13 protein-coding genes are annotated in these 14,052 nt (G+C 35.0%); all 13 read left to right on the top strand.

Features of this window, described 5'->3' with window-relative positions; all coding sequences use genetic code 11:
- Positions 1 to 39 precede the first annotated feature (39 nt).
- The 13 genes from CUU64_RS00345 to CUU64_RS00285 all read left to right on the top strand — a co-directional run bounded on the left by CUU64_RS00345 (position 40) and on the right by CUU64_RS00285 (position 13,988).
- Positions 40 to 804: a tyrosine-protein phosphatase gene (locus tag CUU64_RS00345; RefSeq protein WP_101631292.1), complete on the top strand. Its 765-nt coding sequence runs from the start codon at positions 40 to 42 to the stop codon at positions 802 to 804.
- Positions 805 to 1,087: 283 nt separating this feature from the next.
- Positions 1,088 to 1,981, top strand: a complete 894-nt coding sequence (gene galU, locus CUU64_RS00340) for a UTP--glucose-1-phosphate uridylyltransferase GalU (RefSeq protein WP_101631291.1) — start codon at positions 1,088 to 1,090, stop codon at positions 1,979 to 1,981.
- Positions 1,974 to 2,672: a sugar transferase gene (locus tag CUU64_RS00335; RefSeq protein ID WP_374702687.1), complete on the top strand. Its 699-nt coding sequence runs from the start codon at positions 1,974 to 1,976 to the stop codon at positions 2,670 to 2,672. The genes galU and CUU64_RS00335 overlap by 8 nt, the downstream gene beginning before the upstream one ends.
- Positions 2,673 to 2,699: 27 nt before the next feature.
- Positions 2,700 to 3,959, top strand: coding sequence for a flippase (locus CUU64_RS00330; protein ID WP_101631290.1), 1,260 nt, complete (start codon positions 2,700 to 2,702; stop codon positions 3,957 to 3,959).
- 4 nt (positions 3,960 to 3,963) lie between these two features.
- On the top strand, positions 3,964 to 5,103 hold the full coding sequence (gene glf / locus CUU64_RS00325; protein ID WP_308302321.1) for a UDP-galactopyranose mutase: 1,140 nt from the start codon (positions 3,964 to 3,966) through the stop codon (positions 5,101 to 5,103).
- 25 nt (positions 5,104 to 5,128) lie between these two features.
- Complete coding sequence (locus tag CUU64_RS00320) at positions 5,129 to 6,445, top strand: glycosyltransferase (RefSeq protein WP_101631288.1); 1,317 nt, start codon at positions 5,129 to 5,131, stop codon at positions 6,443 to 6,445.
- Positions 6,446 to 6,582: 137 nt separating this feature from the next.
- Positions 6,583 to 7,557 (top strand): glycosyltransferase family 2 protein, encoded by a 975-nt coding sequence (locus CUU64_RS00315; protein WP_101631287.1) that lies wholly within the window; start codon positions 6,583 to 6,585, stop codon positions 7,555 to 7,557.
- 944 nt (positions 7,558 to 8,501) lie between these two features.
- Positions 8,502 to 9,755, top strand: a complete 1,254-nt coding sequence (locus CUU64_RS00310; RefSeq protein ID WP_257985359.1) for an O-antigen polymerase — start codon at positions 8,502 to 8,504, stop codon at positions 9,753 to 9,755.
- 6 nt (positions 9,756 to 9,761) lie between these two features.
- On the top strand, positions 9,762 to 10,649 hold the full coding sequence (gene rfbA, locus CUU64_RS00305; protein WP_101631285.1) for a glucose-1-phosphate thymidylyltransferase RfbA: 888 nt from the start codon (positions 9,762 to 9,764) through the stop codon (positions 10,647 to 10,649).
- 15 nt (positions 10,650 to 10,664) lie between these two features.
- Entirely contained in the window at positions 10,665 to 11,228 is a 564-nt protein-coding gene (gene rfbC, locus CUU64_RS00300) for a dTDP-4-dehydrorhamnose 3,5-epimerase (protein WP_101631284.1), read from the top strand.
- Positions 11,225 to 12,238, top strand: coding sequence for a dTDP-glucose 4,6-dehydratase (gene rfbB / locus CUU64_RS00295; protein WP_101631283.1), 1,014 nt, complete (start codon positions 11,225 to 11,227; stop codon positions 12,236 to 12,238). Before rfbC ends, rfbB begins: the two co-directional genes overlap by 4 nt.
- Positions 12,235 to 13,080 carry a dTDP-4-dehydrorhamnose reductase gene (gene rfbD / locus CUU64_RS00290; protein WP_101631282.1) on the top strand — a complete coding sequence of 282 codons (846 nt, stop codon included), beginning with the start codon at positions 12,235 to 12,237 and terminating at the stop codon, positions 13,078 to 13,080. The genes rfbB and rfbD overlap by 4 nt, the downstream gene beginning before the upstream one ends.
- On the top strand, positions 13,077 to 13,988 hold the full coding sequence (locus tag CUU64_RS00285; RefSeq protein ID WP_101631281.1) for a glycosyltransferase family 2 protein: 912 nt from the start codon (positions 13,077 to 13,079) through the stop codon (positions 13,986 to 13,988). Before rfbD ends, CUU64_RS00285 begins: the two co-directional genes overlap by 4 nt.
- The last annotated feature ends 64 nt before the right edge of the window (positions 13,989 to 14,052 follow it).

Genomic DNA, 14,052 nt, shown 5'->3' with positions numbered 1-14,052 from the left:
TGTTATTAAATATAAAATTTAAGAAGGGGGGAGACTTAGGTGATTGACATACATAGTCATATCTTGCCCGGTGTTGATGATGGTGCAAAGGACCTCAAAGCGAGTATTGAAATGGCTAAGGTAGCGGTCAATGAAGGCATTCGCACCATCATCGCAACTCCCCACCATAAAAACGGAGACTTTGAGAACAGCCCGGCGTCCATTTTCAGAAAAGTTGAAGAACTAAACGAAATTCTCTCAACTGAATCTATCCCTTTAACAGTACTGCCAGGCCAGGAGATCAGAATATATGGGGAATTTATAGAGGATTATGAAACGGGTCAGCTATTAACATTAAACCAGACACAATATGTATTTATAGAGTGCCCCTCTAATCATGTACCACGATATACAGATAAATTACTATTCGATATTCAAATGCGAGGCTTAGTTCCCATTATCGTCCATCCGGAGAGGAACAGTGAGATCATAGAAAATCCTGATCTACTATACCAATTTGTGAAAAACGGCACACTTTCTCAACTTACCGCTTCAAGTATTGCGGGTCATTTTGGAAAAAAGATAAAGAAATTTTCGCTGCAATTAATAGAAGCAAACCTAACTCATTTTGTTTCGTCAGATGCGCATAATGTTACAAGTCGCTCTTTCAAAATGATAGAAGCGTTTGAGGAAATTGAGAAGAAGTACGGCAATGATATGAATTATCTTTTTAAGGGAAATGCCGAGCTACTAATCCAAGGAAAAACTGTATATAAAGAAATTCCAGAAAGGGTAAAAAGCAAGAAGTTTCTGGGAATCTTTTAAATTTGTAAAATGTCAGGCAACCAACCTGATCGGTAATGCCTCCTTACCGTTACTAATGGAGACACTCGGTCATACTGTGGGTGAAGTTTTTATTTACCTTAGACGCAATCGTCGTCAATGGTGTGATGTGAGGGTGGGTTAGATGCCCTTTTTTCCTTTATTCGAAACAACAAGGAATAATCCTGGTTTTAAAAATATCTAACGAAAACACATGTTAACAAACGTGTTTTGTCGTTAGATATTTCTATGTAATAGATATGATTATACGCAAAGGGGCGATATTATGAAAAAAGTTCGTAAAGCAATTATTCCGGCAGCTGGTTTAGGAACCCGATTCCTGCCGGCAACAAAAGCAATGCCAAAGGAAATGCTGCCGATTGTGGATAAGCCAACGATTCAGTACATAGTTGAAGAAGCAATTGCATCGGGAATTGAAGATATTATTATTGTGACTGGTAAAGGTAAACGTGCAATAGAAGACCATTTTGACTATGCACACGAACTTGAAGAAAACCTGGTTGAAAAAGGTAAATTTGATTTACTAGAAAAGGTTCGGTATTCCACAAACTTAGCAGACATTCATTATATTAGACAAAAAGAACCGAAAGGACTTGGTCATGCAGTCTGGTGTGCAAGGAATTTTATCGGGGATGAGCCGTTTGCAGTATTACTTGGCGATGATATTGTCCAGAGTGACACACCATGCTTAAAACAATTGATTGATCAATACGAGCAAACACAGTCATCAATAATCGGCGTTCAGCAAGTGCCGGATCATGAAACATATCGTTATGGTATTGTTGACCCAGCTTCAAAACAAGGATTACGTTACCAGGTTAGTAGCTTTGTTGAAAAACCGGCACCGGGTACACAGCCATCGAACTTAGCGATTATGGGTCGATATATTTTACGACCAGAAATTTTTATGTTCCTCGACAAGCAGCAAAAAGGAGCAGGCGGGGAAATTCAGCTAACAGATGCCATTCAATCATTAAATGAAATTCAACGTGTTTTCGCCTACGAATTTAAAGGCGATCGCTATGACGTCGGTGAAAAACTTGGATTCGTCAAAACTACGCTTGAATTTGCTCTCCAGGATAATGATATTAACGAGGAATTATTAACATACTTAGTTGAGAAAGTAGAACAAGTGAAAGGAAGGGAGACGATTGGATAATACAAGAATTCAAATACAAGGAACAGTTGTAAATAATCAAACTGGTTCGACATTTGTAAGTTATGAAGATCGGACACCCTTATTTGCTCTTGTGAAAAGAACCATTGATTTCGTTGGTGCTTTGATCGCGCTCGTTCTAACTCTCCCTGTATGGATTGTTATAGGAGTCTTTTATATTTTTGGAGAAAATAAAGGACCTGTTTTCTTTAAACAACAACGAACTGGGAAAAACGGTGAAATATTTCATATTTATAAATTTCGATCAATGATCATGAATGCGGATCAAAAACTGAAAGAGAACCAAGAACTATATGAAAAGTATATAGCCAATAGCTATAAACTTGAGCCGCATGAAGACCCGCGTATTACAAAACTGGGTGAATTCTTGCGTAAAACCAGTCTTGATGAAATTCCACAAATCATTAATGTCTTAAAAGGTGAAATGAGTTTAATAGGTCCAAGGCCGGTCATTCAAGATGAATTAATGGAATATGGAAATAGAGTAAATGAATTTCTTTCCGTAAAACCAGGTATGAGCGGGTATTGGCAAGTATGTGGAAGAAGCTCGGTTCTATATCCCGAAAGAGTAAATATGGAGCTTTATTATGTTCAAAAACAGTCCGTAAAGCTCGATACATGGATTTTGTTTAAAACAATTGAGATTGTTTTATTGCGAAAAGGAGCTTACTAATTTAATAGATTGTCAAAGGAATTTAAAATGTCAGCTAATAAAAAACTTAAAGAGAACTTCTTGTCCCTTTTAATTGTTCAAGGTTTAAATTATGTTTTACCACTTTTAACATTACCCTATCTATTTAGGGTCCTTGGACCAGCCCATTATGGATCAACTACTTTTGCTGTAGCATTTATACAGTTTTTTGTGATTTTGACAGATTACGGTTTTAATCTATCTGCGACAAAAGAAATTTCGATACATGCTCAGCAAAAAAAGAAAGTACAGAGTATATTTAGCTCTGTACTTTTTATTAAGACGGTTTTGATGATCATTAGTTTTATAGCAGTGTTTATTATCGTTTCTCTTACTCCCCGATTTCAAGAAGATTTTTGGTTGTATATGACTACCTTTAGTCTTGTAATAGGTAATGTGCTATTTCCAATCTGGTTTTTCCAAGGTATGGAAAAAATGAAGTTTATTACGATTTTGAATATTATTTCAAAAACTGTTTATACGATATGTATTTTTGTTTTTGTTAATCAAGCTGAAGACTACTTACTAGTTAACTTGTTCCAAGGGATCAGCATAATTATAGTTGGAATTATATCAATTTTTATTATAAGGTTTTCTTTTAGTATTCCTATTCAATTGCCGAAGATTAATGAAATAAAATATCAGCTTCGCGAGGGATGGCATGTTTTTCTCTCAACTGTTGCGATTAGCTTGTACACAATCAGCAACACATTCTTCTTAGGCTTGTTAACAAATCCGGTTATCGTTGGCTATTATTCAAGCGTTGAAAAGTTAATAAATGCAGCTAATGGACTTATCGGTGTTTTTGGACAGACGGTGTATCCTCATATTAGCAAGCTCGCTAGCACCTCTAAAAAAGAGGCACTCGAATTTACACAGAAAGTGTTTAAATATGTATTTGGTGCCAGTTTGCTATTAAGCACCTTTATTTTTTTACTAGCTCCATTTATTGTGAATATTGTTATCGGAGAAGGTTATGAAGAATCGATTAATGTGCTGCGCATTTTAGCGCTTCTGCCATTTTTGATTGCATTGAGCAATGTATTTGGTCTGCAAACAATGCTGCCCTTTGGCTATAATCGTGCGTTTTCAAATATTCTCATTTTCTCAAGTGGTTTAAACGTAATATTAACTTTTATTTTTGTTCCATTTTTACAGCATATCGGTACGGCAATCAGTGTCGTCACAACGGAGTTTATAGTTACACTATTTATGTACACATATTTAAAGTCGAAGAATATTACATTTATTGGAGGCAAACATGTTTGATTTGGTGATTATTGGTGCCGGCTTTGCCGGAAGTGTTATGGCAGAACGGGTTGCTACGCAGTTAAACAAAAAAGTATTGATTGTTGAAAAAAGAAATCATATTGGCGGGAATGCATATGATTCTTACGATAATCAAGGGATTTTAATTCATAATTATGGTCCACACATTTTTCATACAAAAATGAAGAAAGTATGGGATTATCTTTCAGAATTTACAGAGTGGCATCATTATCACCATGAAGTGCTAGGGGTAATTGATGGCAAGAAAGTACCGATTCCTTTTAATTTGAATTCTATTAATGAAGTATTTCCGGAGAAACTAGCAAAAAAACTTGAGGAAAAATTGATTGAGAACTTTGGTTACAATGTAAAAGTGCCAATATTAAAATTGCGTGAGGCAGAAGACGAAGATTTGAAATTTTTAGCCGAGTATGTGTATGAAAAAGTATTCCTTGGCTACACATTAAAGCAATGGGGAATTACCCCTGAAGAATTAGACCCCTCTGTCACTGGACGTGTACCAGTATATGTCAGCCGTGATGACCGTTATTTCCAAGATCCTTACCAAGGAATGCCGGCAGAAGGCTATACGAAAATATTTGAACATATGTTGGATCATCCGAACATTAAAGTTATGTTGAATACAGACTACAAGGAAATAGTAGATTTTAATTTTGATAACGGTGAAGCAAAACTATTTGGAAATGACTTCAAAGGAAAAATTGTTTATACCGGTCCGATTGATTATTTCTTTGACTATAAACATGGGCAGCTGCCATATCGGTCGCTCAACTTTAAATTTGAGCAATTTAATGAAGAGTTTACCCAGGAAGTTGGTACAGTTAACTACCCGAATGATTATGACTTTACACGTGTGACAGAGTTTAAACACTTAACACAGCAGCAATCATCGAAAACAACAACAGTAAAAGAGTTTTCACAAGTTTATGTACCGGAAGAGAATACACCATACTATCCAATTAAAAATGATGAAAATGCAGAATGGTATCGGAAATATAAAGAAGAAGCACGGAAGTATTCTAACTTAATTATGCTTGGAAGATTAGCCGAATATCAATATTATGATATGGATATGGTTGTTGGAAAAGCATTGAAAATATTTGCAGAAAAAATTATTAAGTAAAAAAGCGGATTTGGAGATTAGAAAAATGAATGTATTACATGTTTGCGGCGCCTTCCCATATGATTATTCAGGTGGGGTTCAAGTATACGTTAAATCATTGCTTCAACAATCTAAAGATTATAACCCTGCGGTTTTGGATAGCATTAATAATAGTAAGAACGAGTGCTATTATGAAAAAATAAATCATAATGGATTCACAAATTATAGAATATTCAATAGTCCGATAAAAAGTTCGAGAATGCTTCAACCATTAGAGGATTGTTCAAATGCCAGAATAGAAGAAATATTCATAGAAGTTATTAATGATTTTAAACCTGATGTAATTCACTTTCATTTATTATTAAACTTAGGGGTTTCCTTAATTCAAATTGCCAAAGAACTTGGCGTTAAAGTCATTGTTAGTCTTCATGATTATTGGTTTATTTGTCCAAGAATTCAACTCTTGAACAAAAATAATGAAGTGTGTGTAAGCCCTTTAGGAGGACACAATTGTTCAAAGTGTGTACCGAAAAACAAATTAGATTTTGTTTTGGAAAAAGCAAGCAAAAAGCTAATTAAGAGAGAAAGACTAAGCGATGAGATTGTTACTCCTAAAACAAATAAAGGGAAATCTAACGCAGCACTTCTGGAAAAACAGACTACAAGATTTAATTACTTTGTTGACTCATTAAATAAGGCTGATTTAATATTAGCTGTTTCAGATTTTGTGAGAAGAAAATTTATTCAAGAAGGCGTAAACGAAAATAAAATAATTACCAACCATATAGGGAATATAACTGCTGAAAAAAATTTTTGGCCAAAAGAATATAAGAAGGAAAAAAAAAATAAGGGCAATTTGCAAATTGGTTTTATAGGTAATTTTATTAAAGCTAAAGGTTCTGATGTTATTATTAATGGACTATCGAAAGTTGAGGGAAACTTTAAGCTAAAAGTGTACGGACGAATGGATGAGAATAAGAAAATGGTTGCTGAAAAAATCTTGGGTGAAAAATTAGTTATGGGAGGCAGTTATACACAAAATGATCTTCCAGAAATATTTGAGGACTTAGATATATTACTTGTTCCTCCAGTTTGGTATGATAATGCGCCCCAAGTAGTTTTTGAAGGATTAAATGGAGGGCTTCCTGTTATTGGTGCTAATATTGGAGGAATTCCTGACTTCATTCAAAATGGAGTAAATGGTTATTTATTTGAACCAGGTAATTCTGATGAATTAGCTAACATAATAAATAATCTTATTGAAAACCCTAGAAACTTAGAAGATTTATTTAACAATATAACTCGCACTAAGAACCCCCAGGAACATTTGAAAGAATTAATGACTTTTTATAAAGGGTGGTAACTTTTCAGATGAACGTAAAGACTTTAAAATTATTTTGAAAAGGGAATAAAAGCTGGAAAAAATTGATGAACACAATCTGGATGTAATTCAATCTTTGCTGTTTATTAAATTTTAATAAGAAAGGAGAATGAATTTTATTGAGAAAAAAGGTTTCAGTAGTAATGGCAACGTTTTATCCAAATTTAACATTTCTTGCTCAGCAATTAGATAGTTTAAATAAGCAAACTTATCCTGAAATTGAACTGATTATTTGCGATGACTCTGCTAATAATGAACAATTTACTCTTATTGAGAATGCAGCAAGAGACAATATCATAAACTTTAAGTACTTTATATTAAAAAATAATAAGAATATAGGAAGCAATAAAACTTTCGAGAGGTTGACTGAATTAGCTACCGGAGATTATATTGCATATTGCGATCAAGATGACATTTGGGAGCCTCAAAAAGTTTTGAAATTAGTGAATAAAATAGAAAAAGAGAATGCTATTATTTGTTATTCAGATTTAGCAATTATTAATGAGAGCGGACAACTTATTAATAGATCGTTTAAATCTATTGCCAAGCGAGTAAAACATATTTATGGAAATGAAAAGTATAGCTATTTTATAAAGAGAAACAGTATAACAGGGTGTACTATGCTTATGGATACTAAAATCGCAAAAAAAAGTATTCCTTTTCCAGAAAACAATGAATATGTCCATGATCACTGGCTGGCTTTATTTGGTTCTTTTAAGGGAAGAATTTCTTATGTTGAAGAACCATTGGTGCTATATAGAATTCATTCCAATAATCAAATAGGAGCCACAGTATTAAATGGTATTGAATCAAAAAATGACTACATTCAAAAAAAACTTGAAAAAGATCAAAAAAGAATAATATTTCTTGAGAATCATATAAAAAATCAAGAAAAAAAAATAATAGAGAGCATTCATCGGTATCAAATGTTTGTGGAAAAAAGAGAATGTTTTTTTGAAAAAAAAACAATGAAAAACATATTATCTTTTTTAGGACAATTTAAAGAAGACCCTCAACTTATAGTTTTTGAGTTTTTAATTAACATGTCACCTGATCCATTAGTAAAAACTTATATTAAAAAAATAAAAGTGTGATATTGGGATTGATTAAAGTTTCCCTAATGGTAAAAGAAGTGAATGGGGGAAATATTTTAGAGCGGGTATACAAAAAGATTAGTGATAAGAAAATGATCTCACAAAGGAAAAGCATATTTTTAGTGTATGGCTAGTAATGATCGAAGCTTCTAAAAGTTTCAGCTAAGATCTAGTTGGAGCAAAGCTATATGAAAATACGATGTTTCCTCCATTGAAATATTAATATGGATCGGATATTAAGCTTATTTCACTAGGTTAAGCAAATGAATTAATACGCCAGTGGAAATTGATTATATCTTAAAAAAAGTGTATTTGATAAATAGACGGCTTACAATATTATGTGCAACGCCTAGAATATAAAAAGCTACTAACATTTAAGTACATTCAAAACGGTATGCATAAAAATGCTGAGCAAAATGGAATATTCTCTTCAGAGAATTGTTGCCAAGATTGGACGATAGGCATTTACTATTCTACGGGAATTAATCCAGAATACCTTCCTTAAAGTCACATACGAACCTGAAGTTATGCAAAAACAGTTAAGATTTGGCATGAGAACTGTGATTGATAAGGAATTTAGCTACTTGAGCAGATAACTTGGTCTTTTTTTGATCCGTACTCATCTTCATCCTACCGGCGCGGAAGATATGAAAATATAGTGGTCTGTTTTTTGATATCTTATTAAAAGGAACTGATTTTGATGTGATAGCTGAAGAGCTGGAAGAGCCCTTCGGTTTCCCATCAACCGGTAGAAAAAGTGTTTGGTTAGTACATAGCATGAGAAGTGCTGCACTTAAATTGATAAAAGATTTTATTTTTAAATAATTTTCTTAATTTAGAGGCATATCCAAGAATAATATATTTGTCTTAAAGAAGATTTAAAAATCGGTAAATTATTTGTATATTTCGATTTATTTGAAATGACAGAAAGGTATACTTTGATTATGCAAATTTTGTTTTTGTTGTTGCTTATTGTATTTTCATTAACAGGTATATTAATTCATAAAAAAGTCTTAAACTTGTTAACAATTTTTAATCTTGTTTGGATATGTATTATTTTGTTATATGGTTTTCAAATGAGTATATATCTTACTCCTTTTTCAAACAGAACGGTTATTTATTTTATCTTAGTTTTTTCTAGTTTTTTTCTGGGGTATATATATATTTTTCTATTCTACTTACCAAAATATAAAAAAGGTTATTTATCTGCAGTACCTAAAAGAGCAATTTTTTTGTCAAAAAACTTTATTGAAAATTCCTTTTTTGTTATTTTTATTATTTTAATTGTTGAAACTATATTTTCAGGTGGCATCCCGCTGATATGGTTATTAACTGGTAGTGATAAAAATTATTTTGATTTTGGGATTCCTACTTTGCATGGATTATTAATGAGTTTTATTTTATTTTATGGAACCCTACTATACTTTATTTTGAATCAAAATTTTCGAAAAAAATATCTTTTCTATTTTTTGTTTATCTGTTTAATACCTATTCTACTTATTTCAAGGCAAATTGCTATAACCCTAGTCGTCCAAATCTTAATAATTCATCACTTGTCTATTAAAAGAATTAATTTTATTAAGGGCGGGAGCATTGCACTTATTTGTATTGTGCTATTTGGTATTGCAGGAAATATTAGAACTGGATTAGATAATTTTCTGAATGTAGCTAAAATGTCTAATCAAAATATAAGTTATTTCGAATCTGGATTTTATTGGGTATATATGTACTTAACCATGTCTTTAGCTAATGTTAATAATTTGTTTACTAATATTTCGTTCGATTACACTTTTGGAAAGAATATATTGAGTTCTTTTTTGCCAACGATAGTCACAGATGTTATTTACAACGCCGAACTTAGTGCTCCTTATTTCTTAGTATCTCCCAATTTTACCGTTTCTAGTTTTATGGTTACTACTTTTATTGATTTTGGAATAGTAGGCTTAACTATTTATACTTTTTTATTGGGTCTTATAAGTTGTATTGTATACCACAACTATATATTTAATAAAAGTATTAGAAATATGTTTGTTTATGCGACAATGCTGCAAATCTTATTGATGTCTTTCTTTGTTGATTTTTTACTTTACTTGCCTGTTTCTTTTCAGTTTTTTTGGTATTACTTATTTTTAAGAGATAATAAAACGTTAAATCAAAAAGTTCTTTATAATAATTTTATAAATATTAAAAAAGGGTGATCACATGTGAAAGGTATTATTCTTGCTGGAGGAACTGGCACTAGACTTTATCCTTTAACTAAATCGGTTTCAAAACAATTATTACCGATTTATGATAAACCAATGATATTTTATCCATTATCTATTTTAATGCTGGCCGGTATTAAAGAAATCATTATTATTTCAACTCCTGAAGATACACCACGATTTAAACATCTTCTTGGGGATGGATCAGACCTAGGCATTTCACTATCATATGCAGTCCAGCCTTCTCCAGATGGTCTTGCTCAGGCGTTTATCATTGGTGAGGAATTTATTGGTGATGACAACGTGGCGTTGATTTTAGGAGATAACCTGTATTACGGACATGGCTTGACGGCTTTGCTGCAAAGTGCAGCTAGCCGTCAGGACGGCGCTACTGTTTTTGGCTACTATGTAAATGATCCGGAACGATTTGGTGTCGTTGATTTTGATGAATATGGTATTGCCCGCTCAATTGAGGAAAAGCCTGAGGAGCCAAAATCAAATTATGCGGTGACTGGACTTTATTTTTATGATAATCGTGTGGTGGAAATCGCTAAAAATATTGAACCGTCTCCTCGAGGAGAATTGGAAATTACGGATGTGAACAAAGCCTACTTAGCATCTGGTGAGCTTCATGTTGAAATTCTTGGGCGTGGTTTTTCTTGGTTTGATTCAGGAACCCATGAATCATTGCTTGAAGCCTCTCAGTTTATTGAAACCATTGAGAAGCGTCAAAGTTTGAAAATTGCCTGCTTAGAAGAGATTGCGTTTATTAAGGGCTATATTGATCGTGAACAGCTGTTAGCATTAGCGGAGCCACTGAAGAAAAATCAATATGGTGAGTATTTAATTCGTTTGGCGAATCGAAAGCAGCCGATTTATCAAATTTAATTGGGAGGATTATTAATGAAAAAATTAGAAACAAACTTACCGGGGGCGTATTTGCTCGAACCAGCTGTGTTCGGGGATCACCGCGGTTTTTTTATGGAAAGCTACAATAAAGAAGCGTTCGAGAAGATTGGTATTAATATTGAATTTGTTCAGGATAATCATTCTTTATCGCAAACACCCGGAACACTTCGAGGAATGCATTACCAGCTGGAATCAAAAGCTCAGACAAAACTTGTGCGGGTCACAAGAGGAGCAATTTACGATGTGATTGTCGACATCCGAAAAGGTTCACCAACATATGGCCAGTGGCAGGGATTCAATCTGACGGCAGATAATAAGCGCCAGTTGCTGGTGCCAAAGGGATTCGCCCATGGTTTCTGTACATTAGTCGAAAATACGGAAGTACAGTACAAGGTAGATGAATTGTATTCACCGGAACATGACCGGGGTATTGCCTGGAATGATCCGGCGCTTGCGATCGACTGGCCGGAATCAACACCTGTATTGTCCGCGAAAGATGAAACACATCCAGTATTAGCAGAAGCCGATAATAACTTTGTATGGGAGAATGAGAAATGAATTTATTTGTAACAGGCGGTGCCGGTTTTATTGGCAGCAACTTTGTTCATCATACTTTAGAGACTTATCGTGACTATAAAGTTGTGAACTTTGATTTGCTTACATATGCGGGAAATCTTGAGAATGTAAAATCACTTGAGAGCAACCCAAATCATGTGTTTGTAAAAGGGGACATCAACAATCGTGAATTAGTTGATTACCTTGTAAAAGAACACAGTATTGATGTGATTGTGAACTTTGCAGCTGAATCACATGTGGATCGTAGCATCACTGAGCCGGATATTTTCGTGAAAAGCAATGTACTCGGCACCCAGGCTCTTCTAGATGTAGCGAAAGCGAACAATATTCAAAAGTATGTACAGGTATCTACGGATGAAGTATACGGGTCGCTGGGGGCTGAAGGCTATTTTACGGAAGACACACCGCTTGCACCAAACAGCCCGTACTCGGCGAGTAAAGCGGGCGGGGATATGCTTGTTCGTTCATACTTTGAAACATTCAATATGAATGTGAACATTACCCGCTGCTCGAACAATTATGGGCCATACCATTTTCCGGAAAAGTTAATCCCATTGATGGTGACAAACGCCATGGAAGGAAAAGAGCTCCCGATTTATGGTGATGGTAAAAACATCCGCGACTGGCTTCACGTGCGGGATCATTGTGCGGCGATTGATCTGGTTATTCATAAAGGAAAGCCGGGCGAAGTCTACAATGTCGGCGGACATAATGAGCGAACGAATAATGATATTGTTCAGTTAATTGTAGAGAAGCTAGGTGCTTCAAAAGAATTGATTAAGTATGTAGAAGATCGTCTCGGACATGACCGCCGCTATGCGATTGATCCGACGAAGCTGGAGACAGAGCTTGGCTGGAAGCCAAAGTATACGTTTGACACCGGCATTGTTGAAACCGTTCAATGGTACATTGACAACCAGGACTGGTGGAAGAATATTAAGTCTGGTGCATATATGGATTACTATGATAAGCAGTATGGTGAAAAAAAATGAAAGTTCTCGTAACAGGAGCAAAAGGCCAGCTTGGCACTGACGTTGTCATTATGCTGAAAGAAAATGGCTTTGATGTATACGGCTATGGCCGCAAAGAGCTGGACATTACGAACCAGGAACAAGTGAACGAGGTAATCTTGAAAGACCAGCCGAATGTTGTTATTCATACAGCTGCTCATACAAAAGTGGATCAGGCAGAATCAGAGCCAGATCAGGCTTTCCTGATTAATGCTATTGGTACTCGTAATATTGCGGTGGCAGCTGAAGAGGTTGGGTCTAAGCTTTTGTATGTAAGTACAGATTATGTATTTGATGGGACGGCTACAGAACCAATCGATGAATTTCAGCCGACCAACCCGATCGGTGTATACGGACGCTCAAAATTGGCTGGCGAGCAAATGGTGAGAAATTTTCATTCCAAGTTTTTTATCGCCCGCACGTCATGGGTGTATGGGGCGCATGGCAATAATTTTGTGAAAACAATGCTGAAACTTGGGCAAGAGAAGAAAGAATTATCGGTTGTAAGCGATCAAGTGGGCTCACCGACGTATACCGTCGATTTGGCTGAGAGAATTATTGACCTGATTCAAACTGAGAAATATGGAACTTATCATGTCTCTAATTCGAATAGTTGTTCCTGGTATGAGTTTGCGAAAGTGATTTTTAAAGAAGCGGGGCTGGACGTTCAAGTGAATCCTTGTACGACGAAGGATTTCCCAAGACCAGCGCCACGGCCAGCGTATTCTGTTTTTGATCATATGAGTTTAAAAATAAATGGATTTGATGCAATGCCTGATTGGCAGACAGCATTGAAAAGATTTTTAAAGGAACAAGGTCAATGAAAAGCATTTCAATCATTATTCCAACATTAAATGGGGAGCAGGAGCTTAAACGTCTGCTCCCTTTAATTCCTGAGAGAGAAAAAACAGAATTAATTATTGTTGATTCGTCTTCGGAGGACAGGACAAGAGAAATAGCGGCTACATTTGGTGCAAAAGTCATGACGGTTGATCGCAGGGACTTTAACCATGGCGGTACACGGAATTTAGCGGCTAAAGAAGCATCTGGGGATATTTTAGTTTATTTAACACAGGATGCCCTGTTATTTGACGAACATAGCATCGACAGGCTAGCGCAGGCTTTCCAGGATGAAAAAGTTGGAGTAGCTTATGGACGACAGCTTCCTCATCAAAATGCGGGAGTTTTTGGCCGTTTTGCGCGTATGTTTAATTATTCTGAAATTTCTTCAATTAAAACCATAGCAGATAAAAAGAAATATGGCTTGAAAACGGTCTTTACATCCAATTCTTTTGCTGCCTACCGGAGAGACTTATTAGAAAAAGTCGGAGGATTCCCGACCAATGTCATCTTAGGTGAAGATATGTATGTGGCCGCAAAAATTGCATTAACCGGTTATAGCATCGCTTACGAAGCTGAAGCAAAAGTCTATCATTCACACGATTATTCTATTCGCGAAGAATTTCAACGTAATTTCGACATTGGTGTTTTTCATAATAAGGAAAATTGGATTTTACAAGAATTCTCAAACCCTGAAGGGGAAGGGTTCAAGTTTGTAAAGTCGGAATGGCGTTATTTAGTTCAGAATGGCAAGCTGTATTTAATACCGGTATCGACTATGAGAAATGCCGCAAAATTAATAGGGTATAAGCTAGGAAAGAATCATGATAAACTTTCCCAAAAATGGAGAAAAAAAATCAGTATGTATAAATCTTATTGGAACTATAATTAATCTTTCTGAAACCGGCCGCAAAAAAGTGTTCGATTTTTGTGGATCTCTAAAAAGAGATCCACTG

This window comes from Bacillus sp. V5-8f (assembly GCF_002863565.1).
Taxonomy (GTDB): Bacteria; Bacillota; Bacilli; order Bacillales; family DSM-1321; genus Peribacillus.
The sequence above is the reverse complement of the archived record's forward strand: the minus strand, read 5'-3'. Positions and strand labels throughout refer to the sequence as shown.

Bases quoted from the DNA above. Each gene is read 5' to 3' on its own strand.
- galU (WP_101631291.1), top strand. From the start codon at position 1,088: ATGAAAAAAGTTCGTAAAGCAATTATTCCGGCAGCTGGTTTAGGAACC.
- CUU64_RS00330 (WP_101631290.1), top strand. From the start codon at position 2,700: ATGTCAGCTAATAAAAAACTTAAAGAGAACTTCTTGTCCCTTTTAATT.
- CUU64_RS00320 (WP_101631288.1), top strand. From the start codon at position 5,129: ATGAATGTATTACATGTTTGCGGCGCCTTCCCATATGATTATTCAGGT.
- CUU64_RS00310 (WP_257985359.1), top strand. From the start codon at position 8,502: ATGCAAATTTTGTTTTTGTTGTTGCTTATTGTATTTTCATTAACAGGT.
- rfbC (WP_101631284.1), top strand. From the start codon at position 10,665: ATGAAAAAATTAGAAACAAACTTACCGGGGGCGTATTTGCTCGAACCA.
- rfbB (WP_101631283.1), top strand. From the start codon at position 11,225: ATGAATTTATTTGTAACAGGCGGTGCCGGTTTTATTGGCAGCAACTTT.
- rfbD (WP_101631282.1), top strand. From the start codon at position 12,235: ATGAAAGTTCTCGTAACAGGAGCAAAAGGCCAGCTTGGCACTGACGTT.
- CUU64_RS00285 (WP_101631281.1), top strand. From the start codon at position 13,077: ATGAAAAGCATTTCAATCATTATTCCAACATTAAATGGGGAGCAGGAG.